The sequence below is a fragment of the Planktotalea sp. genome (genome assembly GCF_050633725.1).
GTDB lineage: Bacteria > Pseudomonadota > Alphaproteobacteria > Rhodobacterales > Rhodobacteraceae > Planktotalea.
In genome coordinates, this window is record NZ_JBOEHB010000020.1 from 29,697 (window position 1) to 53,270 (window position 23,574).

Sequence of the window (23,574 nt, forward strand, 5' to 3'; positions counted from 1 at the left end):
TTAAGGGCCGTTCTACCTAAACTTTGAGAGGCCGCAAGTCGCGCGTGTTCACCTTAGATTGCGGTGTGTAACACGCGCCGCAGTTTTCGAGGGGCGCGTTTATTGCTCGGAGGCAGGATGCGCACAGTTATTTTTGATCTTGATGGAACTTTGGCGGACACCAGCGGTGATCTCCTCGCTGCGGCCAATTCGTGTTTTGAGGGCATGGGCATGGACGTGCGATTGAGCGTTGAAGAACATGCCGGAACAGCAGTGCGCGGCGCGCGCGCAATGCTGAGTGCAGGTTTGGAGCGCGAAACGGGGCGCGCCGCGGATCAAGCTGTGATTGATGCGCAGTTTCCTATTCTGCTGGACGCATATGAAAGCGCAATTGATGTGCATACAGTGCTGTATGAGCGGGCGATGGACGCGATCGGGCAGCTACGCGGTAATGGGTTTGCTGTTGGTATTTGCACGAATAAACCCGAGTACCTCGCTGAGATTCTTCTCACCAAACTTGGTGTTCGGGGCGAGTTTGCGTCGCTTGTCGGGGCAGATACCTTGCCTGTGCGCAAACCAGATCCTGAGCCGTTCTTTGAGGCCGTGCGCCGCGCGGGCGGTGACGCTGCGCGATCGTGTTTGATCGGTGATACGATAACAGATCATGCCACTGCGCGCGCGGCAGGGGTGCCAAGTGTGCTTGTGACTTTTGGGCCTGGCTCAGCAAACGGATCAGCGGAAGTCCGCGCATTAAAGCCCGATGCGCTGCTGGATCACTTTGATGATCTGCCCGATTTGGCAGTCAAATTGTTAGGACATTAACATGAGCGAACGCTTTTCAGGGAGTTTCACCCAGCAAGAACCGATCCCGCAAGCGGGCATTGATGCGGCGATGGCGGTTCTGCAATCGGGGCGTTTGCACCGCTACAATGTTGCGGAAGGCGAACACGGTGAAACCGCATTGCTTGAGCAAGAGTTCGCGAGCGCGGTTGATGCGAAATATTGCCTTGCAGTGGCCTCTGGCGGCTATGCGATGGGCACTGCGATGCGCGCGGTTGGGGTGGAGCCGGGTGACAAGGTGCTGACCAACGCCTTTACGTTGGCCCCTGTGCCGGGTGCGATTGCTGCGCTTGGCGCGGTGCCTGTGTTTGTTGGCGTGACGCGTGATCTCACGATTGACTTGGATGATTTGGCTGCAAAAGCGGGTCAGGCGAGCGTTTTACTGCTGAGCCATATGCGCGGCCATATCTGCGATATGGATCGACTTATGGCGATATGTGACGCAGCGGGCCTCACCGTTATCGAGGATTGCGCCCATACAATGGGGGCTAAGTGGGGTGATACATGGTCCGGGCGGCACGGGGTTATGGGCTGTTATTCCTGCCAGACGTATAAGCATGTGAATTCGGGCGAGGGCGGTTTGCTGGTCTCGGATGATGATGAATTGATGGCGCGCGCGATCATGCTCTCTGGCAGCTATATGCTGTTTGAGCGTCATTTAGCAGGGCCGCCGGTGGAGACCTATGCGCAGATCAAATATGAGACCCCAAATATTTCGGGGCGTATGGATCACCTGCGCGCAGCGATTTTGCGTCCGCAACTGGCGGATTTGTCGACGCAGGTCGCGCGATGGAATGAACGCTATAGCGTGGTTGAAGCGGGCTTGGCGAATACCGCAGGGCTGACGGTGATCAAACGGCATGAGAAAGAGAGCTACGTTGGCTCTTCCATCCAATTCCTGTTGGACGGCTGGAGCGATGTAGCGGTCAATAAGGTCATTGATAACTGCGCGGCGCGCGGGGTTGAATTGAAATGGTTCGGCGGCGCGGAGCCTGCGGGCTTTACCTCGCGCTATGACAGTTGGCGCTATGCGCCGAGCGAGGCGATGCCCGCCACGGACGACATTTTACGCAGCATTGTTGATATGCGCCTGCCTTTGACATTCTCGCTAGACGATTGCGGACAAATCGCACGGATCATTCGCGCAGAAGTCTCAGCGGTATTTCAGCAGGGCAAAGAATAACTCGCGCTTTTGGCGCGCCAGAACGCTCAGATTGGCTCTATGATCAGATATGATAACAGAAATATCTTTGTCCTTGGGCCTGTGTCTGACCTGAACTATTTTGATTGTCAGACGATCAAGCTTCAAAGACCTGTAAGCCCATTGGAGGCGTGGAATGCCATCATGGCGCATCCGCAGCCTATTCTAAAGATCGCTTTTCGGGTGAGAGATGCGATTTCTTCTAAGTTCGGCGTCAAGCGCATTAAGGGGTTCAGTGGTGCGCGCACGCGTCCTGTTAAGGTCGGCGAGCGCTTGGATTTTTTCCTAGTCGAGCACATGAGTGAAGATGTCATTGTTCTGACTGAACGGGACCGCCATCTGGATGTGATGACCTGTGTCTCGACCCAAGATGACACCGTTTCAGTGACCTCATCGGTGCAGGTGCATAATTTCTTTGGCCATCTATATATGATCCCGGTTGGGATCGCGCACCGCTGGATCGTGCGCGGGATGCTTAAACGGTTGAAAACGGCCGTTTGTGCCTAGTTTATGATGTGGAAACTGTGGCCCGAACAAGTGTTCAGGCCACAGGGCACTCTTTACATCCAGCTGGCTGGAACAAAACGATAGGCATCGCCAGCCTTTACGAATTTGCCAAATCCCGGGAAGTGGACGTGGCTGCCGGCAATAAGGATGTTGTCCGCTGCTGCGCGATCGAACAGGGCGGCGCGAGACTTTGCTGCGAGGGCCGGATCGGTGTCAAAGCCTGACAAGGTTTCTGGTATCGCGGTTTGCAGATCGGTATTCAGAACTGTGTCTGCCACCATCAGCAGCTGGCGATCGCCGCCGTCAATATGCACAACCGAGTGGCCTGGTGTGTGACCCGGTGAAAGTTCGAGCGAGACACCTGGAACAATTTCACTGCCAGCGGCAACTGGGCGAATGCGATCAGCGTAAGCGCCGAAAACCTGTTGGGCCAATCCGAACATGCCTTTGGCCTCATCAGGGGCTTGCGCCATCATGCCTGAATCGCTCCAGAAGCCATAATCAACGTCTGAAATGACCAGCTCTGCATTGGCGAACGCGGCTTTGCCACCCGCCAAGAAACCGCCGATGTGGTCGGGGTGTGCGTGGGTTGCGATGATCGTGTCGATGTCTTCTGGTGCAACACCCGCGCTGGCAAGAGCGGCGGAGAGGCGGCCAAAGCCTGGACCGAACATTGGCAATTCACCCATGCCTGAATCGATCAGGACCGTATGCTTGTCCGATTGCAACAAAAACGCGTTCACAGGGGCAGGGAGCGCGTCGCCAACAACGCCCGCAGCAGCAAGTGCTGCGTCTATTTGAGCCTGCTCTGGGCCAAAGAACAGCTTTTTCTCAAGCGGGACCATGCCGTCAAAGATCGCGGTGACGCGGTAGTTTCCAAGTGATGCATCAAACATCGCAGGTGGATTGGCTGGCGCATGCCCAGCGGCCAGCGAAGGCGCGGCGCTCGCAGCAAGGCCGAGCGTGGCGGTAGAGCCAAGGCCGGCAAGAGCGAATGAGCGGCGGGTGAGATGTGTCATAGGAATACCTCTGAATAAGATTAAATCGTATACGAATTAATCGTACGAGAGGAAATTTATGTCAAGCCTTTCAATTATCGCGACAAAGGACTACTTCTGGCGATGATGTCAGAAGAAGCCTATTACTTTACCCAGCGTATTTGCTTTAACACCTACGCAACCAACCGCTCGTTCGGGCGGTTTTTTCAGTCGATCCTTTCTGACACTGGGCTGACCTATCCCAAGTTCGTCATTCTGAATTCGTTGAAAGATGCCGGGCCTTTAACCGTTTCCGATCTTTCGATCCGCGCTGGGGTTGAGCCAAATACGCTGTCGCCTATGCTGAAGAAAATGGCCGAGTTTGGTGCAATTACCCGTGAAAGAAATCCAGACGATGAGCGCCGCGTTATGATCGCGCTTACCGAGAAGGGGCGCGTTTTGCTTGAGCGGGCCGATGCGGTTGTTCAGCAAGGGTTTACCGAGTTAGGGCTCGATTACGAGAAAAGCATCGCAGCGGTGCAATACCTCGAAGATCTACGCATAAAGCTGGATAAGGCCGATCCACCAAAACTAAAACTTGATGATTTGCCGGACTAGGTGGTCGCTATAGACCTTCTTCGCGCGAGAGCTGGGTTACGAAGCGCGCAAAGTCGCGCGCTGGGATTTCAGCTTCGCGCACCAATGTATCAAAGTGGTTGGTAAAGGCGCTGATGCGCGCGCTATCGCGGAAGGTGACATAGTATTGCCCCAGATAGACAGATGTTAACAGCGGGCCGAATATTGTGACGGGCGCAGAAAAAAGCTTATGCGAGTCAAAGAGATAGACGCGAAGGCGGGGGTAGAGTTGCGCGTGAATATCGAGAAACTTTTGCGTTTGAGCGCGCCTGATGTCGCGCGATAGCCCCTTGTAGTAACCGCTTGCCGTCATAAAGCTGCGCAGCTCGCTGAGCGGAAACGCGATTTCGTAATCCGAATGAGACGCGCTCATCCAAGTCAAGCGATCTTGGCTTGCGCCAATCGCCTGTTTGCTCGTGCGCCCCAAATGCGGTGCATATTCCCATTCCAGCATCTCGGTGGTTTTCAGCATGTCAGGCAGGGTCGCGGGAACGTGGCGAATTTTGTACCCCTTGGCTTCGCGGTGCCACTCGAAAATCTGCTCATCAATCAAAGCGCGCGGTGCTTCGGACATAGAAAAAGACGTCGCAAGCAAATCCGAAATGCTTTCTGGTCGCTCGGACAAGGCGAGTAGCCAGTCAGCGGATACTTTTAACGCCGTGGCGCAGGCCCCGACCACATGAGCGTTGGGCAAGCGCGCGCCGCTGCCTCCTAAAAGTTGCGAGACGGTGGAGCGATCAACGCCGATGCGGCGGGCCAATTCGCTTTGTGTCATCGCGCTATCCTGCATCGCCTGATTGAGGCGCGCGCGAAAAAGCGTTGCACGGGTGCGTTTGTCGACGGAATTCATCATATGGTGAATATATTCACATGATGTCGCCTTTGTTAACCAAATTCCGAATGGGCAAAGCGGATTGTCTCAATTAGCGAGAGAACATGACACAGCCACTCGCCCAAACCAAAACCCGCGCCATCGTCAAAGCGACCATCTGGACCCTTATGGGGCTTTTGGTCATGGGGATTGTTGGTTTTTTCATGACTGGATCGCTTTCAACGGGTGGCAAGATGGCGCTGCTCAATAGTGCGATCGGGATGATCACTTATTTTCTCTATGAACGCCTTTGGGACAGGATCAAATGGGGGCGGCATGTCTGAGTTAAAGCGTTTTGAGTGGCCGACATGGGGGCTTTTGATCCTGTGTTATGGCAGTTTCGGCTTTGCGACGACGTGGCTTGCGGGGGGTTCCTTGCCGCTTGCAATCGTTGTCACAATCCTGAGCGTGGCTTTGCATTCTTCGCTTTCGCACGAAGTTTTGCATGGGCATCCTTTTAGGAACAAGCACTTAAACGCCGCTTTGGTATTCCCTGCGATTAGCTTTTTTATTCCTTACATGCGCTTTCGTGACACGCATCTGGCGCACCATGAAGACAGTCGGTTGACCGATCCATATGACGATCCAGAAAGCTGCTATTTGGACCCCGCGGTTTGGGCGACTTTGAGCGCGCCGATGAGGGGGTTGTTTCGTATCAACAATACTTTGGCAGGGCGGCTCTTGTTAGGTCCATTGGTTGGTCAGATCGCTTTCATGCTGGGCGATTTCAAATTGATCAGGGACGGCGATAAGCGGGTTTTGATCAGTTGGCTTTGGCACATCCCCGCAGCTGCGATGCCGATTTTGTGGTTGATTTATTTTGGAGCAATGCCCCTGTGGGCCTTTTTTGTTGCGGTGTATTTTGGAACCGCTGTGCTGAAAATCCGAACCTTTCTTGAGCATCAAGCCCATCATGTTCAAGACGCACGTACGGTGATCATCGCGGATCGTGGACTGTTGGCGCTGTTGTTTTTGAACAATAATTTTCACTCGGTGCATCACTTGCACCCCGGCGTTCCTTGGTATGCGCTGCCTGCGTTGTTTCGCGCCCATAAGGAGCGGTTTTTAGAGATTAACGAAGGCTATTACTATTCCTCTTACGTTCAGGTGTTCCGCTCGTATTTCTTTAAGGCGAAAGAGCCTGTGCCCCATCCGCTCTGGTCATCGCAGGAGCGATAGGCCATAGCGGACCTATGGAACTTTGGATAATTGCGACGATTGTCGCCACGATTTTTCAAACTTTGCGCTTCATGTTGCAAAAGCAACTGAGCATGGGGGCGTTGTCTACGGGCGGCGCGACTTTCGCGCGTTTCGCATATTCTGCGCCGCTGCTTGCCGCAGCACTGGCCGCGTGGATGATCCTTAGCGGCACAGAATTCCCAAGTTTAAGCGCACGTTTCTGGATGATGGGCGCAATGGGAGGGCTTGCGCAGATCCTCGCAACGGTCTGCGTGGTGGCGCTGTTCCGAGCGCGCAATTTTGCGGTTGGCATAACGTTCAAGAAAACAGAGGTCGTGCAGGCCGCCTTCGTCGGGTTAATCATTCTGGGCGAGGGGGTTTCCGCACTTGGTCTGATCGCGATTCTTGTTGGGCTGATGGGGGTTTTGTTCCTGTCCAGCGCGCCAGAAGCGACAGGGAACTGGAAAGAGCGGCTCTTTACACGCGCAGCGGGGCTAGGTTTGGCATCGGGTTTGCTCTTTGCGATTTCCGGCGTGACGTATCGCGGCGCGATTATGGAAGTGAGCTTTGAGGAACCCGCGCTGCGTGCGGCCCTGACCCTGTCGGCGGTGACACTGATGCAACTCTGCGCGATGTTGGTTTGGTTGCGCCTTTTTGAGCAGGGCCAAATCACCGCGGTCTGGGCCGCACGACGCAAAGCGCTTTGGGTCGGTTTGATGAGCCTTGGCGGCTCGCTCGGGTGGTTTTTGGCGTTTGCTTTGCAAACAGCAGCGTATGTCAAAGCGCTGGGTCAGATCGAGCTGATCTTTTCGTTGATGGTATCGGTCTTGGTATTCAAAGAAAGCGTAAGCAAGCGCGAAGGCATTGGCATTGCGCTTCTTACAGCGAGCGTTTTGTTACTGATCCTGGTGGTGCATTAGAGTTTACCTGAGTGATCGGTAAACACTATTGATCAAGCGGGGACGCTCCACCGAGGCGAAGAAACAGGCTTTGCTCTTCGGTATTTAGGAACATGGGCACGCTTGGCGGCGGCGTTGGGTCATTGGCGCGCCCCGCGATTTCGGCCAAAACCACTTCTGTTATAAAGGGAAGGTCGAATTCGCGCACATCTTCCAAGGCGATCCATTGCAGATGAGAAAGTTCGTCAGAGGCAGCCGAAAAGTCGTCGATGTCGCCAAGCAAGGCATCTGCATCAATCAGGAAGAACCGCGCATCAAATCTGCGCGGGCGTCCGGGCGGGGTGATCGCGCGAAACACGAATTGCAAAGCGGAGGCGTCGGGCACGTGCCCGCTGGCGGCAAAATCCTTCCAATCCTCTGGCGGGTTTTGATCCCATTTGCCTTCGCGCCCAAGAATGAGACCCGTTTCTTCCCATAACTCGCGGATCGCGGCCACGCCAAGCGCATGCACGCGGTCAGCGTCTGTTTTGCGCAACAGATGCTCGGAGCAGCCGTCATTGATCGTACCTGCAAGCGGAATATCTGCATCGCCTGCATCCACAGCGCCGCCGGGAAAGACAAATTTGTTTGGCATAAAGGCCGCTTTTGCCCCGCGCTGCCCCATAAGAACACGCGGCGCGCTCATGCGATCACGCAAGACGATTACCGTCGCAGCATGGCGAATGGCGGTTTTATCAATTGGGGCGGCTTGGGTCATGTTGAATTGGCTCCAGCGCAGTGAACCTGCTGAAGCCTACACAATCACGGGCTTTCGGGGGCTTCAAGAGGGGCTTTGACCTCTTCGTTTGCAAAGCCGAACATCTGACGGGACCATTGAAACGCTACAATTGCGCCCTTGAGGCGCGGCAGCAGATAAAGCGAGAGAGCAACGCAGCCCACCGCAAAGATGGAAAACAGCACAAGTGGTTCAGGGCGGTAGTGGACAAAGGCGATGTGCAATCCCGGCGCCATCAAGTGACCGACGATAAGAATCGTAAGATAGGCCGGGCCATCATCCGCACGCGCCGCCGTGAAGTCCTGTTTGCAGACGGTGCAGCTTTTGCGCATCTTTAGATAGCCCTGCAACAACGGGCCTTCGCCGCAATTGGGGCATTTACGTCGCCACCCGCGCAGCAACGCAGGTTTGAGTGCACGTTCAGGGCTTTGCTCTGCTTCGAGCGCCGAATTAGATGCCGCGTTAGGAGAGTCGGTATATGTTACAGACATGATCTCAGCCCTTTGGAACTAGTAATACTTTAGTAGAGCATCTTCATGAGCCGCGCATGAACGTATTGCTAGTGTGCAAATGCGCCTTGCGTCGGGATGTCGCGTCGGCGCGCGGAGAGTTTTTTCGAAAAGATCAAAAAAAGTGCGACGGAAACTTTCCGCTGCTCCGTTTGACCTACCACAACAGGCAAGAAACGCCTGACACAATGGCCAAAGATTGGTCGATAAACCGGAGTAGTTAAATGACTAAGTTTTCAAACATGACAAAGCGGATCGCTCTTACAGGTCTGATCATCTCGGTTGGTTTTGCAGCGCAAGCGGCATCTGGTGACGGCGAAGGCAAGCACGGCGGCAAGATGCGCAAAGAGCGCCCGTCCTTTAGCCAGCTGGACACAGACGCCAACGGCGAAGTGAGCAAAGAAGAATTGGCAGCGCATGCACGGGTTCGTTTTGACGCGCGTGATGCAAACAGCGACGGCAAGTTGAGCGTTGAGGAAATGACCAAGGACGGTCACAAACGCGCCGAAAAACGCGCTGGCAAAATGATCGAGCGTCACGATACCGATGGGGATGGCATGATCAGCTTTGAAGAAATGTCCGAAGGTCGCAAAGAAGGGCGCGGCGCAAAGATGTTTGAGCGGATCGATACGGATGGCAATGGATCGATCTCCGAAGAAGAGTTTGCCAAGGTCGAAAAGTTTGGTCGCGGCAAGCATAAAGACAAAAAGCGCGGCGAATAATTTTTGCAACGATCTGCTCCGCGGTTATGCGCGGGGCAGGCCCCTCGACCTTATTCGGAAGCTTTCGTAAAAGACTTGAATGACAATGCCTTTGGACCAAAATGCAGACATAAGTGACGATGCGCTTTTGCAGCTTTACGCCAATGGTGATCAAGCTGCTGCACGCATTCTCACCTTGCGTTTGGCGCCGCGCGCTTATGCGCAGGCGTTTCGGATGCTTGGCAATGCAGCAGAGGCTGAGGATGTTGCGCAAGACGCGATGATGCGTGTTTGGAAGATCGCGCCAGAGTGGCGCACGGGCGAGGCGAAGGTTACAACCTGGCTTTACCGCGTTACGGCGAACCTGTGCACGGATCGTTTGCGCAAAACGCGAACCAGTTCGCTTGATGCAGTAGACGAACCAATTGATCCAAGCCTGAGCGCGGCTGATGAAATGCAGGGGCGTGCGCGCCATGACGCCTTGCAAGGCGCGTTGTTGGAGCTTCCCGAACGGCAAAGACAAGCGGTTGTTTTGCGCCACTTGGAAGAAATGCCAAATCCACAGATCGCCGAGGTTATGGAGATCAGCGTGGAAGCTGTAGAAAGCCTGACATCGCGTGGAAAACGCGCGTTGGCGAAGATTTTAAAGGGGCGAAAAGACGCCCTCGGATTTGAAGGAGATGTGCGATGAGCGATAAAGACGATCTCACAGCGATGTTTGAAAGCGCGCGTCGTGCGCCGCCCGAGCCATCTGCGGATTTTCTTGCGCGCGTGTTAAGCGATGCAGAAGCGATGCAGCCGGCACCTTTGGGTGTTATGGCAACGCCAACTCCGAAACGCGGGCCTGTACAACACTTCTTATCGGGTTTGAGCGACGCTATTGGCGGATGGCCTGCCTTTGCAGGTCTCGCAACGGCCGCAGTCACGGGTCTTTGGATCGGGATTAGCCCCCCCCAAAGTCTACTGGATCCGTTTAACGCAGTCTTGAGCGGCGATACAGCGTCCCTCACCGAGACGGACGATTTCGGCGACGGCTTTGATTTCACCTTGTTCGAAGGGTAACACTTATGAGCAGCCCAGACACACAACAACCGACACCGCCTGTCAGCAAACCCAAACGCCGCTTTCGCATTCTGTTTGGCCTGTCCTTGGCGCTTAATCTGCTGGTGATTTTTGCCATCGTCGGCGCGCTTATGCACGGCCCTAGATCCCGTAGCGGCCCTCCCGGATCCCGCGAAATTTCGGCGCCTTATGTCAAAGCGTTTGATCGAGACGCTAAGCGCAGCTTGCGCAAGGAAATGCGTTCACGCTTGCCAGATCGGCGCGAGGCCATTGCTGCAAATGAAGCAGACTACCAAGCCTTTCTGAAGGTTGTGCGCAGCGAAAACTTTGACGCAGAGCGAGCTTTGTCCATTATGGAAGCCCAAATCAATCGCGCAGGCGGGTTCCAGAAATTGGGGCGCGAGCTTTCGATCCAGCGATTGAGCGAGATGAGCGTTGAAGACAGGCGCAGCTATGCCGATCGGGTGCAAGTACACTTGGACGAAAGAAAAACGCGTGGTCCCCGCAATGAGCGTTAATGTTCTCTGGAAATAGACCTCAGGTCGTGCGAAGCAGTTTTCAGGTATCGTCATTTGATCGGTCTTGATCAAAGCGAATTCGAGGTCTGTTGTTGGGGAGGGGCATCGCAATGGCTATGTCGCGCGAAGCTGCTGAAGTTTTCTCGTTGAATGCTCTGGGCTGGATTGTCGGGCAAGAGGATATCTTGCCGGTGTTTCTTGGGGCCAGCGGCGCGAGTGAATCTGATATTCGCGCGCGCGCTTCGGAACCGGAGTTTCTCTTAAGTGTGCTTGATTTCCTTATGATGGACGATCAGTGGGTCATCTCGTGCTGTGATGCGCTCAATGTCCCTTACGAAAGTTTGGGTGAAGCGCGGCAAATGATGCCCGGCGGCGCAGAGGTAAGTTGGACATGAGCGCGCGGGTTGATCGCTTTCAGGCTGCGCTATTCGACAAAGACGGCACGCTTTTTGATTTCAGGCGCACTTGGGACAGTTGGGCGGCTGACTTCTTGCCAAGCCTATGCGGTGGCAAGGCTGATGTATTGGACGAACTCTGCGCGGCTGTGGGTTTTGATCTGGCCAAGCGGACGTTTTTGCCCAGCTCTATAGCAATCGCTGCCAGTAATTTGGAGATAGCAGAAGTCATGGCGCAGGCGTTGAAGCGCACCGACGTAGATGCGCTCAACCAAGAAATTGCGCGAAGCGCGGCGCTGGCACCTGTTTCTCCTGCTGTTCCACTTGCACCTTTGCTTGAGGATCTCGGGCAGCGCGGCTTAAAGCTCGGCGTGATGACCAATGATGCGCATAGTGTCGCGGACAGTCATCTGCGCTCTGCAGGCGTTCGGGAACATTTCGATTTCGTTTGCGGCAGCGATAGCGGGTTTGGCGCAAAACCCGATCCTGCGCCTTTGCTCGCCTTTTGCGATCATGTTCGCGTTGATCCGTTCAATACCATTATGGTTGGGGACAGCACACATGATTTGGAAGCGGCGCGCGCAGCGGGCATGATAGCTATCGGCGTTCTGACAGGTGTTGCACGCGCATCCGAGCTTGCGCCGCATGCGGACGCTGTTCTGAGCGATATTGGACAGCTTCCCGAATGGTTGGCAGGCCAGTCTGCGCGCAAATAGCAAAATACGACAAGATGTGTCGCCTTTAGGATCACTCTCTGTGGCTGTGATGCGTTTGATATCCTTAATGTAAGGGGGATCAATATGGCTGGATCGGACACACGACGACGTAGAAGTGGCGGACGCGCAGGGGCGGCCAACCGCCGTGGAAGCGCAGCAATTGAACAAAGTCCTTGGCGTCTGCCGCAAAACCTAGATCGCCCGACCGAGCCATTGGACGAAGAAGGCGTCGCAGCTATTCACGATGGCGCAATGCGTATCTTGGAAGAGATCGGCATTGAGTTCCTGAATGACGAAGCGCTTGAAATTTTGCGTGCAAGCGGTGGCTGTGACATCGACGGCAGCAATGTGCGGATGGGGCGCGATTTCGTGATGGAAAAAATCGCGTTGGCCCCAAGTCAATTCGATATCACCCCTCGCAATCCCGAGCGCACGATCACCGTTGGCGGCAAGACGCTGCTCTTTGGCAATGTGTCGTCGCCGCCCAATTACTGGGATATGTCACTAGGTAAAAAGGTGCCCGGCAACCGCGAGATGTGCCAAAACCTTTTGAAACTAACGCAATATTTCAACTGTATCCATTTTGCGGGGGGCTATCCGGTTGAACCCGTGGATGTACATGCCTCTGTGCGTCACCTCGATGTGCTTTTTGACAAGTTAACGATCACCGATAAAGTCATGCACGCCTATAGCCTCGGTAAAGAACGCGTCGAAGATGTGATGGAAATGGTGCGTATCGCGGGTGGTTTGAGCCACGAAGAATTCGACGCCAAGCCACACATGTATACGAACATCAACTCAACATCGCCGCTGAAACACGATTTTCCGATGATGGACGGTTGGATGCGACTTGCGCGGCGCGGGCAGGCGTTGGTGGTGACACCCTTTACCTTGGCGGGCGCGATGGCGCCTGTGACGATGGCTGGCGCAGTGGCGCAATCGCTGGCGGAAGCGCTGTGCGCTGTCGTATTGGCGCAAGTCATTAACCCTGGTTGTCCCTGCGTGATCGGAACATTCACCTCGAATGTGGATATGAAAAGCGGCGCTCCAGCGTTTGGCACGCCAGAATATATGCGCGCCACGCAGATGACGGGACAGATGGCGCGATTTTATGATTTGCCCATGCGATCTTCGGGTGTGTGCGCGGCTAACGTGCCCGATGGGCAAGCCATGTGGGAGACCTCGAACAGCCTATGGGCCTCTGTGCAATCGGGAACCAATATGGTCTATCATGCGGCTGGCTGGCTTGAGGGAGGTCTCATTGCATCGCCGGAGAAGTTCATTATGGATTGCGAAGTTCTTCAGCAAATTCAACGCTATATGGAGCCTGCAACCTTTGCGACGACACCGGATGATATCGCGTTGGATGCGATCAAGTCGGTTGGAAATGACGGGCATTTCTTTGGAATTCAGCACACACAAGACCGATATACGACCGCGTTTTACCAGCCATTTTTGAGCGATTGGAAAAACTACGAAGGCTGGGAGGCCGCTGGTGGTATCTGGACGCCCGAGCGCGCGCACAACCTGTTTTTGCAGATCTTGGAAGAGTTTGAAGAGCCGCCAATGGACGCTGCAATACGTGAAGAGTTGGCAGATTTCGTGGCGCGTAGAAAGTCCGAAGGCGGCGCGCCGACCGACTTTTGATAGGTTAATGCAAATTCTAAAAGTTGTTTAAATTGCACGGCGCTTTGTGCGGCTTGGATTGGTCCGCGTTATCGGTTTGTTAAGAACCAGGATGCATTACTTGCCCTTATGACTGCGTAAGGGATTGGAAATGCATGGCTTGGTCAACAAAGCGATAGAGGCCTTTGTTCGCGATACATATGGGAATGCTGCTTGGCAGGCCGTGACGCATTTGGCCAACCTTGAAGAGCCTTCGTTTGAGGCAATGATGGTCTATGAAAAAGACCTGACTCCTCGGATCATAGATTGTGCAACGCAGGCGCTTGGTGCAGATCGGGCAGATCTTTTGCATAGCCTTGGGATCTATTTGGTTTCGCAGCCCTCTCAACAGGCCGTGCGTCGGCTTTTGCGCTTTGGCGGCGTGGATTTTGTCGACTTCCTCTATTCACTGGATGACCTGCAAGATCGCGCGCGCCTCGCGGTTGCGGATTTAACGTTGCCCAAATTGGAACTGCGGGAGCATACGTGCAGTCAATTTAGCCTCAGCGTTCAATCTGATTTAGATGGATTCGGGCATGTTCTGATCGGGTTGTTAACGGCAATGGCCGATGACTACGGTGCTTTGGTTTTGCTCGACTATGGCGGGAAACAGGCTGGTGTCGAAACGATTTCCATTTCTCTGCTTGAGACGTCTTTTGCCGCGGGAAACCATTTTGAACTTGGTGCGCGCGCATGAAGATAGATCGCGATCTTAAACCGCAAACCGCGCCGGGTTGGTCAGAGATGGAAGGCGCGCTAGATATCTTATGCCCGATGCATCTTCGTTTGACCGAGACGGGACATATCGTTCATGTCGCGCCTACATTGCGCAAGCTTCGCCCTGACGTCGAGCTTTTGGGAAAACGGTTTTTGGAGGTGTTCCGACTGGATCGACCTCGTTCGATCGTCACAATGTCCGAGCTGTTGATGCGGGCAAAAAGCAAGCTACATCTTGAACTTCGCGACAAGCCAAAAACAGCTTTGAAAGGGGTCTTGGTGCGATTGCCAGAAGGGCAGGGCGCTTTGGTCAATCTGTCGTTCGGAATTTCAGTCGTAGAGGGCGTTCAGGATTATGGGCTAAGCAGCGCCGACTTTGCGGCCACAGATTTGGCAATCGAAATGCTTTATCTGGTTGAGGCCAAGTCAGCCGCGATGGATGCTTCACGAAAGCTTAACCAGCGCTTGCAAGGCGCAAAGCAAGAAGCAGAAGAACAAGCTGCAACGGACACATTGACGGGGCTTAAAAACCGACGCGCGGCGGATCGCATTTTGCAGCAAAAGGTTGATGAAGAACGCTCTTTTGCCTTGATGCACCTCGATCTGGATTACTTCAAAGCAGTGAATGACACGATGGGACATGCCGCAGGCGATCACGTGCTGCAAGAGGTTGCGAAAGTCATGCGCGCGGAAACCCGAAAGAGCGATATGATTGCGCGTGTGGGCGGCGATGAGTTTATGATCCTGATCGATGACGAGACCGCGAAGGGGGAGCTTTCGGATATCGCAGCGCGTCTCATTCGCGGTATTGAAAAGCCGATCGCGTTCAATGGCGAGGTTTGTAAAATTTCGGCGAGCATAGGCATCGCAATTCAAGACGATTGCACAGATCTAGAGGCTGATGAATTGGTTCAACGGTCCGATAGGGCGCTATATGTTTCAAAGGACAAAGGGCGCGCATGTGCGACGTTTTTTGATGAATTGAGTTAACACAGAACACTAGGCGGAAGTTATCGAGGGTCCTATTACGTTTGAAAATTCACGTCTTGTTTCTTTGAGCGCCAGCAGAACGCAATCTAAGGGCGTTGCTTAGTACGAAAACACTCGAAAGGGCCATTGCTCCTGCTGCCAAGGCGGGGGAAAGCATAAAGCCAAAAAATGGGAACAACGCGCCTGCCGCAACTGGAATGAGAAACGCATTATATGCAAAGGCCCAGAACAGATTTTGACGAATATTAGAAAGCGTTGCGGCGCTGATTTCAAAGGCGTTCCTCACGCCCGATAGATCACCGGAAAGGAGAACAATATCTGCCGTTTCAATGGCAACATCTGTACCGGTTCCAATGGCAATCCCGACATCGGCCTGAGCAAGGGCCGGCGCGTCATTGATACCATCTCCAACGAAGGCGACGGGGCCGCTGGATTGCAGCGAAGCGATAGCATCGGCTTTACCATCTGGCCGAACGCCCGCAATTACGTTGGAAATGCCAAGTTCATCCGCGACGCGTTTGCCTGCTGCGGGACTGTCGCCCGTAATCATAACAGGTGAAATGCCTGTTTTTATAAGCTGCGCGATGCAGTCTTTCGCGTTTTCCTTTAAGGGATCAGAAACTTCAAAACGTGCGACAAGCGTGTCGCCACGTGCAAGCAAAACCTCGGTGCCTGCGATTTCGGGGCCTTCTATAGTCACACCCTGAGATCGCAAGAAACGAGCATTGCCCAAAAGGGTTTTTTCATCATCGATGAGAGCGCTGACCCCTCCACCCGAATGGCTGGTGAAGTTGGAGATTTGAAGAAGAGGCAGGTTTTTCTCTTGCGCAGCTTTGATCAAGGCACGGGCAATCGGGTGCTCTGAATTAAGCTCGACAGATGCGGCTAACGCGAGCGCCGCGCTCTCGTCAATGTCTCCAAACAGATGAACGGATGTTAAGGCCGGTTGCCCTAATGTAAGCGTGCCAGTTTTGTCAAATGCGACGGTTTTAACTGCTTGTAACTCTTGCAAGGCCGCGCCCTTAGCAAATAGCACGCCGAGTTCAGCGGCGCGCCCCGTGCCGACCATGATCGACGTTGGCGTTGCAAGACCCATTGCGCAGGGGCATGCGATGATGAGAACCGCAACCCCAGCAACGAGCGCATGGGTTAGCGCCGGAGCGGGACCGAGCACCAGCCATGCTATAATTGTAAAGGCTGCGATCAGAAGGACGGTGGGAACAAACCATGCTGTGATTTTGTTCACCAAATCCTGAACCGGCAATCGCGCGCCTTGGGCTCTTTGAACCATTTCGATAATCTGGCTGAGCGTCGTGTCTGCGCCAACGGCCTGCGCGACAAATGTGAAACTGCCCTCGCCATTTATTGTGCCAGCCGTGACCTCTGCTCCTTGAGCTTTGAGAACGGGTAGGGGTTCGCCGGTTAACATGCTCTCATCGACCCAGCTTTCTCCGCTGTGAACGATGCCGTCTACTGCAATGCGTTCGCCCGGTTTAATGCGGATTTCATCGCCTACCGCCAATGCGGAAGCTTCGATTTCGATAAATTCTCCATCTCGAAGAACCAACGCGCTTGAAGGGCGAAGCGCAAGCAGGCGCGAAATGGCAGCGCCCGTTCGCCCTTTTGCCCGCGCTTCCATCCAGCGACCTGCGAGAATAAGGGTGATGATCACTGCTGCAGCTTCGAAATAGACAGCGCGCGCCGCAATCGGGAGCGTTTCAGGAAAGAAGAGGGCGAGTGATGAGTATAGAAATGCGGCGCCTGATCCGAGAACCACGAGGGCATTCATGTCGGGCTGCCATCGCCAAAGCGCGCTCAGGCCAGCGCGCCAAAGCGTTCGACCCGGGCCCAAGATAACCAAGGCGGTTAGCATAAATTGGATTGCCCAACTGGTCTGCATCCCGATGGTGCGTGCAATGAAATGATGCAAAGCTGGAAACGCATGGCCGCCCATTTCCAGAGCGAAAACTGGTAGGGTCAGGATCGCGGCCATTAAAAACGCGCGGCGCATTTCGTTTGACGTGTCTTCATGTGCGTGCGAGGGGTCGTGATCTTGCGACGCGCCGCGCAATAGCGGCTCCGCGGTTTTGCCTGCACTTTGCACCGCGCCAACAAGGTTTTGCGCCTTTATGCCAAGCCCTTCGATTTCTGCTTGTCCCGTTGCGAGGTTGACCTTTGCGGACACGACACCCGGTGCGTCCAGCAAAGCCTGCTCGACCCGCGCAACGCATGAGGCGCAACTCATTCCATTAACCCGAAGGCGTATTGTTTCGAGGGGTGCAGGTTTGCCAATGTTTTCGAGAGCGGCGTGCAAATCGATCGCGCGCAACGGTGCCTCGGGATCGACTTCGGCCTGACCCGTCGCAAAATTGACCCGTGCATCGCTCACGCCTGCAACTGACTTTAGTGCGGTTTCTGCGCGGGCCGAGCATGAGGCGCAGTTGAGCCCCTGAACTGAAAACACCAATGGGTTGGACATTTTTTGAGCCTTGAGGGTACAGGATGATCAAACGTATTTGCTTTCATATAGGCCCATTCATGAACTTTATCATCTGAAAACGTCGCGGCATCTTGGCTTCGCATTGCATGCAGCGCGATATTGGGCTTTGCTCGCGGCAACGCTAAAATCAAGCCCAACTGGACCTGTCTGAAAATGCCCAAAAACATTCTTTTCGTCATGTGTGACCAGTTGCGCCACGACTATTTGGGCTGCACGGGCCACCCCGTTTTGAAGACGCCCAATATTGATATGTTAGCTGAAAACGGCGTTCGGTTTTCTAACGCTTATGTGCCTGCGCCGCTTTGTGGGCCGTGTCGCATGTCGGTGTATACAGGGCGTTATCCGCGCAGCCATGGGTCATACTGGAACGGCTCGCCTTTGCGGATAGGCGAGATGAATTTTGGGGATCATTTGAACCCATTGAAGATGCGCACGGCGCTTTGTGGCAAAACCCATATGACGCCAGACTTGGATGGCATGGCGCGGCTGGGCATTGATCCGTGCAGCCCTGCGGGTCAACGGATCTCGGAATGCGGGTTCGAGCTTTGGGATCGGCTCGACGGTGTATATCCCGCCAAAGGCACACGGCGTCCAAGCCACTATTTCGAGTATTTGAACGAAAAAGGGTATAAGGGCGACAATCCTTGGCATGATTGGGCCAATTCCGCCGAAGGGGCAGATGGAGAACTCAAAACAGGGTGGTTCATCGAGAACAATGATTTGCCTGCGCGCATCGCGGAGGAAGACAGCGAAACGCCCTATACAACGTCGCGCAGTATCGAATTTATCGAAAAAAACGCCGGCGATAGCTGGTGCTTGCACCTGAGCTATATCAAGCCTCACTGGCCCTATATTGTCCCAGAACCCTACGCGAGCATGTATGGCCCCGAGGACGTGCCTGAACCAAACCGAAATGAACGCGAGCGCGAAAATTCCGGCCCCTTGCTTGGTGCGCAATATGAAAAACGCTCCGCCAAAATGTTCGCGCGAGAAAAGCTGCGTGACAAAGCGATTCCCGCATATATGGGCTTGATCAAGCAGATTGACGACCAATTGGGCCGCGTTTTCGAGGCGCTGAAAGACACGGGGCAATGGGAAGACACGTTGATCGTCTTTACCTCTGATCACGGGGACTATTTTGGTGATCATTGGCTTGGAGACAAAGAGTTTTTCCATGAAGAAGCGGTTAAGGTGCCTTTGATCCTATTTGATCCAACTGCCGCGGCGGATGCGACACGCGGCAGCGTGTGCTATGAGTTGGTTGAGGGGATAGATTTGCTGCCGACCTTCGTTGACTTTGCGGGCGGCGAGCCGAACTACGATGTTCTAGAGGGTCATTCGCTGATGCCGTTTCTGCATGATCCCAAGGCGCAACCAGTGCGCGATTACGCGATTAGCGAAGTAGATTTTAGCGAGACCTATGCGTGCACTCATCTAGGGTTGCCCGTGGATAAGTGCCGTATGGTGATGGTGTTTGATGGGCGTTTCAAAGCGGTCTTTTCAAATGCCAATCTGCCTCCCGTTTTGTTCGATTTAGAAAACGATCCCAAGGAATTGCGCGATATTGGGCGTGAGGCCAGCTCAATCGCTGCGCTTGCAAAGCTGCGCGCACATCTTGATGAATGGTCAATGGCGCATCACACGTCCGGCACAACACCGATCTCGCGTCGCATTGATTACGAGGACAGCGAGTGTGAAATTGGCGTGTTGATCGGCTTTTACGATGAGCAAGACGTTAAGGACACGCCAAAGGCTGTGCATCCTTTGTCTTAGGCCGCTAGACCGTTAGTCCGCAACGCAGAGCTTTGCGATATGCTGAGCGAGCGCGCTTTCATTCGAGAGATCATGCACAACGTCAAAATGATTGCGGCCGGACACCTCAAGCGCCTGCGCCTCGGGCAATTTTGCTGCAAAATCATGGGTTTGCCGTTTGAATTCGTCGGGCTCTATTTCTCCATATGCAAGGAGCGCTTTGGGGAAGTTTGAAACATCCTTCAAGGCAGGGCTGTTGCGATGCGCACCCTCGATGCTCATTTTCACGGGATCATTGATATAGGTGCCAACGAGGGGCTCTAGCTCAAAGACGCCCGAGAGAAGAATTGCTGCACAGGGGCGATGCTGAGGCGCAAGGCCAAGGCAGGTCATCGCCGCAAGATGTGCGCCAGCTGAGCTGCCTGACAAGGAAATACGGTTAGGATCAACGCCAAGCTGTTGTGCCTGCTCGAACATCATCGTCACCGCAGCCAAACATTCTGCCACGATTTCGTCCAGCGATGCATGTGGCGCCAGCGTGTAATCAACGGCAGCGTAGGCAATGCCTTGATCGAGAAAACCCTGCGCAGGGAAGGTGCTTTCGCGTTTGGACAATGCACGCCAATATCCGCCGTGAATGAAGATATGGAGTGGCAGCGCTGCATTGCCGCTCGGGCGGAAAAGATCGACGGTGTTTGAGGGCCGCTTGCCATAGGTGAGGGTTTGCACATCACTATGCGCGGCGTAGGTTTCAGCGCTCAGTTTGGCGTAGGTTTCCAGAAACGGAGTGAGATCTCCATCGGGCAGCGACGCGCTTGGCGAATAGGCGATACCGCGCTCGGTGTCAGCCATGTCGCGCCAATGTTTGCGCCGTTGGCTCATGTCACGGCAGATCGCACGTTAAAGCGATCTTCTTTGTAGGCTTCAGTGCGCAGGATATCTTCCAGCGTATCAACGGCTTTCATAATATCGCTCTTACCTACGAAAAGCGGGGTTATACCAAAGCGCATCATGTCGGGTGCGCGAAAGTCGCCGATGACTTTGCGATCAATCAGCGCTTGCATACAGGCATATCCATGCTCGAAATGGAACGAAACATGCGAGCCGCGTTCGTCCATATTTGCTGGGCCAGCAAGCGTCACCCCCGGGCATCGCGCGGAGACTTCGTTGATGAACAGGGTCATCAATTCTTCTGCGCGCGCACGTACATCCGCAAGGTCGACGCCCTCCCAAACATCAAGTGCTGCGCTCAACAGAGCGAAAGATGCGATAGATGGGGTGCCGATACGCATACGGTCAATCTTGCCCGGCATCGGGCGGTAGTCGGTATCGAATGCAAACGGCGCTTCATGGCCATACCAGCCAGACAAAACTGGCTCGACCACGTCGATCAAGCGCGGCGCAACGTAGATGAAAGCAGGGCCGCCAGGGCCAGCGTTCAGGAATTTGTAGGTGCACCCGACGGCAAAATCGACGTCAGTGCCAGACACATCCACAGGAAATGCGCCTGCGGAATGCGCGAGATCCCAGACAACGACAGCGCCGACGCTATGGGCTTTTTCAATGATCGCTTTCATGTCGTGTTTGCGGCCCGTACGGTAGTCCACCTCGGTCAGCGTGACGACGGCCACGTCATCGGTGATCGCATCCATGACGGATTCGGGTTCAACAGTGCGCAGCGTGTAGCCGTCTTGTTTCAGCTTAACGAGACCTTGTACCATATAAAGGTCGGTGGGGAAGTTGCCCGTGTCGGACAAGATCACCTTGCGCTCTGGCACCAAAGAAAGCCCTGCGCCAACCGCTTGGAACACTTTGATCGACAAAGTGTCTGAGACCACAGTTGTTCCAGCCTCAGCGCCAATCAATTTGCCGATGCGATCGCCAAGGGTATTGGGCTGCATGAACCAACCTTTGGTGTTCCAGCCTTTGATCAATTCGCTGCGCCATTCTTCGTTAAGAAAAGACATCATCGCTTCGGGCGACGCTTTGGGCATTGGGCCAAGCGAATTCCCATTAAGATAAGTCATCCCTTCTGGGATATCGAACATAGCGCGTGTCGCGGCAAAATCGGTCATTGAGGGCTTTCTGAACATCAAGTTTCGCGAAAGTGGAACAGAAGTTGGAAGGCGTGGCAAGAGGTGGACACTTCTTTCGTGCCCGATCTGCCAGAGGCTGGTTTTTGTTCTTTGCGAAGCCGTGCACTGGACGCATTGTTTAGCCCAAAGCGCGCACGGGACTGGAAATGCGTTTCCGAGTGAGTGTTGGCGCGGACCGAATGCTATCGGTGTTTTGGATTTGCGCTGCTGAAGTCGCAATCCTTGGTTGTAAATATGTGCATTAAAGGCGAATTTTTGCGGAAGTTATTGCTATGCCACGGTTTTTCAGGCCCTGTGACGCATTCCACTAATATTAAGGAGATCTTGGAATGGCTAATCTCACATGGGACACGACCACTCTGGACGGTACAGTGGTAAATGGTAGCGGTTTTTGGGACGAAGGTACTACGACTAGTTGGACGTCCGACGGCGGTTTTTCAAATACGGTTTTTAACGCAGGTGATAGCGCGACATTTCATCTAAGCACCAGCCCTGCGGTGACGACAGTCTCTGGCGTTGTTTCGCTTGGAGGTGTGACTCTGCATACGGGCGCCAGTTCTGGAGTAAGCCACAATTTTGCGGGCGGTACTTTGGATTTTATTTCCGGAAGTTCAATTACGAGTCAGAACGCAAACGTCGCGTTTGACATTGGCTCTAACATTACATCCTTGGGCGGTTTGACGATCAATGCGACAAGCATGACATTTGGCGGGGCGATGTCGTTGGTTGGCACGCTTACGCTGACAAATTACTCAACCAACTTAACAAACCACGGAAGCATCAACAACGCGCTACATCTGACAAATGGCGCGAGCATATTCAATCACGGCACAATCAACGGCGACGTGACGATGAACTATGCGAATGTACACAACTATGGAACGATCGATGGGGCACTAGATGTCGGCGACGCGTTCGTTTCAAACCATGGAACGATCACTGGTCCTGTGACACTTGGTATGTACGGTAATTTTGTCGAACATGGCTTCATCACAGATTTGGTTACCGTAACCAGCGGTACCTACAGCGTTGGCGGCGTGCAAATTTCAGATACTGTGATTGATGGCGGCAGATTTGCCGTTGAATCTGGGGATATGTTCGGCTCAGTCACCGTAAGCGCGGGCGTTACGCCAAATTCTAATATGGGGAACGGGCAGCTTTCTGTTTATGACACTGGATCATTCGAAGCGCTGAGCGGCACTGCCTTTACTGGCAACGAGCACTCAAACGGGGTCGACAACGGGGGGAGCATTGAGGGCGATCTGTTCTTTCATGGCGGGAATGATAGCTTTAGGAGCTATAGCGGCGTAACAATTGGTTCGCTTGATATGGGAGAGGGCAACGATACCGTAAGTTTGAACGATACTGCAATTCTGGATGGGACGCTCGATATGGGCGATGGCGATGATGTTCTAACGGTGAGTGCGCGCGTCGAATTGTCAGGTCGCGTTAGTGGCGGTGAGGGCGATGATATGTTGCGCGGCTCGCGCGGCGCTAACGATTTGCGCGGCGGTGCGGACAGTGACTTCATCCTGGGCCGCGCAGGCGCTGATGTACTGCATGGCAACGACGATGAAGATTTGATCTTCGGTGGCTCTGGCTATGATACGATCAAAGGTGGCGACGGCCATGATCTGCTCTTTGGCGGCTCTGGCCGAGATGTCATCAAAGGCGGTTCTGGCATTGACCAGATCGTTGGCGGCAAAGGCGCTGATACCCTCTTTGGCGGTGCGGATTCGGACGTGTTTATCTTTACAGACATTGGCCATTTTGGCGGGTCTGGCGGCAATAATGACCTGATCCAAGATTATGCGAACGGCCCGGATGTCATTGATTTGAGCGCGATTGATGCGAATACGAATACCGTAAGCAATGACGACTTTTTCTTTATTGATTCGCTCGCGTTCTCTAACCAAGCTGGAGAATTGCGCTACGAATTCGACGGCTCGAAAACGACGCTCTCTGGCGATGTTGACGGAGACGGTGCCGCCGACTTTGAGTTGGACCTTGCGGGCAATGTGGGGCTCAGTGACTTTATTTTCGATGGGGTTCTTTTCCTAGCCTAACGACGAGATCAGGACTAAGCGCT

25 protein-coding genes are annotated in these 23,574 nt (G+C 54.1%); 18 read left to right on the forward strand and 7 right to left on the reverse strand.

The features are described 5' to 3' along the window. Positions 1 to 117: 117 nt before the first annotated feature. From ACRBCU_RS15795 to ACRBCU_RS15805, 3 genes are read left to right on the forward strand one after another with little or no spacing between them, the layout of a single operon-like run. Entirely contained in the window at positions 118 to 801 is a 684-nt protein-coding gene (locus tag ACRBCU_RS15795) for an HAD-IA family hydrolase (RefSeq protein ID WP_431366353.1), read from the forward strand. 1 nt (position 802) lies between these two features. After that, entirely contained in the window at positions 803 to 2,002 is a 1,200-nt protein-coding gene (locus tag ACRBCU_RS15800; protein WP_431366354.1) for a DegT/DnrJ/EryC1/StrS family aminotransferase, read from the forward strand. A 39-nt stretch (positions 2,003 to 2,041) separates the two neighbouring features. After that, positions 2,042 to 2,527 carry a DUF2867 domain-containing protein gene (locus ACRBCU_RS15805; protein WP_431366355.1) on the forward strand — a complete coding sequence of 162 codons (486 nt, stop codon included), beginning with the start codon at positions 2,042 to 2,044 and terminating at the stop codon, positions 2,525 to 2,527. Positions 2,528 to 2,580: 53 nt separating this feature from the next. Here ACRBCU_RS15805 and ACRBCU_RS15810 read toward each other — a convergent pair whose 3' ends face one another. After that, entirely contained in the window at positions 2,581 to 3,546 is a 966-nt protein-coding gene (locus ACRBCU_RS15810; protein WP_431366356.1) for an MBL fold metallo-hydrolase, read from the reverse strand. A 102-nt stretch (positions 3,547 to 3,648) separates the two neighbouring features. On the opposite strand from ACRBCU_RS15810, the gene ACRBCU_RS15815 reads away from it, so the two are divergent. Then, positions 3,649 to 4,122, forward strand: a complete 474-nt coding sequence (locus ACRBCU_RS15815; RefSeq protein ID WP_431366357.1) for a MarR family winged helix-turn-helix transcriptional regulator — start codon at positions 3,649 to 3,651, stop codon at positions 4,120 to 4,122. Between the two features lie 7 nt (positions 4,123 to 4,129). Here the strand turns inward: ACRBCU_RS15815 and ACRBCU_RS15820 are convergent, their stop codons facing one another. Next, on the reverse strand, positions 4,130 to 4,993 hold the full coding sequence (locus ACRBCU_RS15820) for a helix-turn-helix domain-containing protein (protein WP_431366358.1): 864 nt from the start codon (positions 4,991 to 4,993) through the stop codon (positions 4,130 to 4,132). An 83-nt stretch (positions 4,994 to 5,076) separates the two neighbouring features. Between ACRBCU_RS15820 and ACRBCU_RS15825 the strand changes: the two genes are divergently transcribed. The 3 genes from ACRBCU_RS15825 to ACRBCU_RS15835 are packed head-to-tail and all read left to right on the forward strand — an operon-like array spanning position 5,077 to position 7,110. Next, entirely contained in the window at positions 5,077 to 5,295 is a 219-nt protein-coding gene (locus tag ACRBCU_RS15825) for a DUF2061 domain-containing protein (RefSeq protein ID WP_431366359.1), read from the forward strand. Beyond that, on the forward strand, positions 5,288 to 6,190 hold the full coding sequence (locus ACRBCU_RS15830) for a fatty acid desaturase (protein ID WP_431366360.1): 903 nt from the start codon (positions 5,288 to 5,290) through the stop codon (positions 6,188 to 6,190). Before ACRBCU_RS15825 ends, ACRBCU_RS15830 begins: the two co-directional genes overlap by 8 nt. 14 nt (positions 6,191 to 6,204) lie before the next feature. Then, positions 6,205 to 7,110 (forward strand): EamA/RhaT family transporter, encoded by a 906-nt coding sequence (locus tag ACRBCU_RS15835; protein ID WP_431366361.1) that lies wholly within the window; start codon positions 6,205 to 6,207, stop codon positions 7,108 to 7,110. Between the two features lie 25 nt (positions 7,111 to 7,135). Here the strand turns inward: ACRBCU_RS15835 and ACRBCU_RS15840 are convergent, their stop codons facing one another. Together ACRBCU_RS15840 and ACRBCU_RS15845 are read right to left on the reverse strand one after the other, a co-directional pair. Further along, entirely contained in the window at positions 7,136 to 7,846 is a 711-nt protein-coding gene (locus ACRBCU_RS15840; protein WP_431366362.1) for an NUDIX hydrolase, read from the reverse strand. A 44-nt stretch (positions 7,847 to 7,890) separates the two neighbouring features. Beyond that, positions 7,891 to 8,355 (reverse strand): DUF983 domain-containing protein, encoded by a 465-nt coding sequence (locus ACRBCU_RS15845; RefSeq protein ID WP_431366363.1) that lies wholly within the window; start codon positions 8,353 to 8,355, stop codon positions 7,891 to 7,893. Between the two features lie 242 nt (positions 8,356 to 8,597). On the opposite strand from ACRBCU_RS15845, the gene ACRBCU_RS15850 reads away from it, so the two are divergent. From ACRBCU_RS15850 to ACRBCU_RS15890, 9 genes are all read left to right on the forward strand, one after another. Further along, on the forward strand, positions 8,598 to 9,095 hold the full coding sequence (locus tag ACRBCU_RS15850) for an EF-hand domain-containing protein (RefSeq protein ID WP_431366364.1): 498 nt from the start codon (positions 8,598 to 8,600) through the stop codon (positions 9,093 to 9,095). A 79-nt stretch (positions 9,096 to 9,174) separates the two neighbouring features. After that, positions 9,175 to 9,765, forward strand: a complete 591-nt coding sequence (locus tag ACRBCU_RS15855; protein WP_431366365.1) for an RNA polymerase sigma factor — start codon at positions 9,175 to 9,177, stop codon at positions 9,763 to 9,765. After that, positions 9,762 to 10,136, forward strand: coding sequence for a hypothetical protein (locus tag ACRBCU_RS15860; protein ID WP_431366366.1), 375 nt, complete (start codon positions 9,762 to 9,764; stop codon positions 10,134 to 10,136). The genes ACRBCU_RS15855 and ACRBCU_RS15860 overlap by 4 nt, the downstream gene beginning before the upstream one ends. 5 nt (positions 10,137 to 10,141) lie before the next feature. Further along, the gene (locus ACRBCU_RS15865) at positions 10,142 to 10,654 is read left to right on the forward strand and encodes a periplasmic heavy metal sensor (RefSeq protein WP_431366367.1); all 513 of its coding nucleotides are present in this window, start codon (positions 10,142 to 10,144) and stop codon (positions 10,652 to 10,654) included. A gap of 110 nt (positions 10,655 to 10,764) precedes the next feature. Further along, a complete protein-coding gene (locus ACRBCU_RS15870; protein WP_431366368.1) occupies positions 10,765 to 11,049 on the forward strand; it encodes a DUF3572 domain-containing protein in 285 nt (94 codons plus the stop codon). Beyond that, positions 11,046 to 11,765, forward strand: coding sequence for an HAD family hydrolase (locus ACRBCU_RS15875; RefSeq protein WP_431366369.1), 720 nt, complete (start codon positions 11,046 to 11,048; stop codon positions 11,763 to 11,765). Before ACRBCU_RS15870 ends, ACRBCU_RS15875 begins: the two co-directional genes overlap by 4 nt. Before the next feature lie 84 nt (positions 11,766 to 11,849). Then, positions 11,850 to 13,412, forward strand: a complete 1,563-nt coding sequence (locus ACRBCU_RS15880; protein WP_431366370.1) for a trimethylamine methyltransferase family protein — start codon at positions 11,850 to 11,852, stop codon at positions 13,410 to 13,412. Between the two features lie 130 nt (positions 13,413 to 13,542). Further along, positions 13,543 to 14,127 carry a heme NO-binding domain-containing protein gene (locus tag ACRBCU_RS15885; protein WP_431366371.1) on the forward strand — a complete coding sequence of 195 codons (585 nt, stop codon included), beginning with the start codon at positions 13,543 to 13,545 and terminating at the stop codon, positions 14,125 to 14,127. After that, positions 14,124 to 15,137 carry a diguanylate cyclase gene (locus tag ACRBCU_RS15890; protein ID WP_431366372.1) on the forward strand — a complete coding sequence of 338 codons (1,014 nt, stop codon included), beginning with the start codon at positions 14,124 to 14,126 and terminating at the stop codon, positions 15,135 to 15,137. Before ACRBCU_RS15885 ends, ACRBCU_RS15890 begins: the two co-directional genes overlap by 4 nt. Before the next feature lie 49 nt (positions 15,138 to 15,186). Here ACRBCU_RS15890 and ACRBCU_RS15895 read toward each other — a convergent pair whose 3' ends face one another. Continuing rightward, on the reverse strand, positions 15,187 to 17,616 hold the full coding sequence (locus ACRBCU_RS15895) for a heavy metal translocating P-type ATPase (RefSeq protein ID WP_431366373.1): 2,430 nt from the start codon (positions 17,614 to 17,616) through the stop codon (positions 15,187 to 15,189). Between the two features lie 174 nt (positions 17,617 to 17,790). On the opposite strand from ACRBCU_RS15895, the gene ACRBCU_RS15900 reads away from it, so the two are divergent. Next, positions 17,791 to 19,410, forward strand: a complete 1,620-nt coding sequence (locus tag ACRBCU_RS15900; RefSeq protein ID WP_431366374.1) for a sulfatase-like hydrolase/transferase — start codon at positions 17,791 to 17,793, stop codon at positions 19,408 to 19,410. 12 nt (positions 19,411 to 19,422) lie between these two features. On the opposite strand, the gene ACRBCU_RS15905 is transcribed toward ACRBCU_RS15900, so the two are convergent. Both ACRBCU_RS15905 and kynU read right to left on the reverse strand, forming a co-directional pair. Continuing rightward, the gene (locus ACRBCU_RS15905; RefSeq protein ID WP_431366375.1) at positions 19,423 to 20,271 is read right to left on the reverse strand and encodes an alpha/beta hydrolase; all 849 of its coding nucleotides are present in this window, start codon (positions 20,269 to 20,271) and stop codon (positions 19,423 to 19,425) included. After that, the gene (kynU, locus tag ACRBCU_RS15910; RefSeq protein ID WP_431366376.1) at positions 20,268 to 21,464 is read right to left on the reverse strand and encodes a kynureninase; all 1,197 of its coding nucleotides are present in this window, start codon (positions 21,462 to 21,464) and stop codon (positions 20,268 to 20,270) included. Before kynU ends, ACRBCU_RS15905 begins: the two co-directional genes overlap by 4 nt. Positions 21,465 to 21,814: 350 nt before the next feature. On the opposite strand from kynU, the gene ACRBCU_RS15915 reads away from it, so the two are divergent. Next, positions 21,815 to 23,551: a hypothetical protein gene (locus tag ACRBCU_RS15915; RefSeq protein ID WP_431366377.1), complete on the forward strand. Its 1,737-nt coding sequence runs from the start codon at positions 21,815 to 21,817 to the stop codon at positions 23,549 to 23,551. Positions 23,552 to 23,574: the final 23 nt, after the last annotated feature.